This window comes from Enterobacter cloacae complex sp. P12RS, from assembly GCF_014895875.1.
In the GTDB taxonomy this organism is placed as follows: Bacteria; Pseudomonadota; Gammaproteobacteria; order Enterobacterales; family Enterobacteriaceae; genus Enterobacter; species Enterobacter bugandensis.
In genome coordinates this window covers 1-1,119 of record NZ_JADBQO010000099.1, presented here as the reverse complement: position 1 = coordinate 1,119, position 1,119 = coordinate 1, and the positions used below count along the sequence as shown (strand labels likewise).

Sequence of the window (1,119 nt, the reverse complement as noted above, 5' to 3'; positions counted from 1 at the left end):
ATCTACTGTTTCCATAGGTTGAACCTTTTTTTGTAGTCGATTTTATATTTTGTCATAACAATAAGGAAATTAATCAGATATATTTAAATTATTCTGTTGCCTTTAATTGCTTGCCCATTAAAATAGTCTAATTGTTATCGGTCAATCGATTTTCTTAATTATTTCATGCAATGCTTCCCCGGATGCTCATGTGCCGGAAGGCAAATGTTACACCATTGCGAATTACGATATCAGTTTTCCCGGTTTGATGAAACAGATCAGCAACTGGCGCAAGGGACCGGGTGTTTTATCCGGATAGACCTCAGCAGGACGGCCCCGGTCAGGGGTAATCCCGTTAAAGGCAGGATGACCATCAGTGATGCTCTCTGTACCGCACTCGCGGGGGCGGGGCTGAAAGTGACTGAACAGCAGGCTGATTCGATAACGGTCAGATGATGAGTGCGGAAAGAGGATAAAGTATGAGTAAGATATTGATTTTTTTATGCTGTATACCCTGGCATTTTCAGCATTGACTTATGCCGGGCAGAGTGACTCAAAGGACGGGTGCAAACTGTAGCGTACAAATGATGCCAACGGCGGAGCCAGACTTGCCGGGGAAAACGGTCTGCGGGGCATGAATGGTTGACCGGGAGGAACCAGACCCTCGCCTGATGGCAAATACTATCTCCCCGGCACATATGAGGAATGTTATTCCGGGCATTAAAGCTCCCTGCACCAGAACAGATATTCGTCCGGAGCGCAGGATTATGAGAGAGCCTGAGGTAGCCATATCCTCGAGCTGGGGTGCGGCAATGGAATGATGGCATCCCTGTGGTTTTCCTGTAAGTATCACAGTGAAAACCAAAGTTTAGCATCCCTCAATCTAAAGTAGTTAATGTTTGTAAATGACATCATCAATTAGTCCGACAGGTAACCCGTTTTCCTTATTTGCACTATAGTGAGCAACAGTTATAGCTTTTAATCTGTCAGAAAGCTTATCAGGGACATCATTGTCTACAACAATTATCTGACACGGGCTTCTTTTTTTCTGCGCATAATTGGTTATTTCTATGAGTGCATTATAGATGTTTTCATATTTTTCTGGATCAGAAATTCCTTCATCAATATCATCTATTATAT

At 43.3% G+C, this 1,119-nt stretch carries 1 pseudogene; it reads right to left on the bottom strand.

Annotation, left to right across the window (positions count from 1 at the left end):
- Window positions 1-871: 871 nt before the first annotated feature.
- Window positions 872-1,119: pseudogene (locus tag IM284_RS23075) on the bottom strand (exonuclease SbcC); the annotation flags it as partial.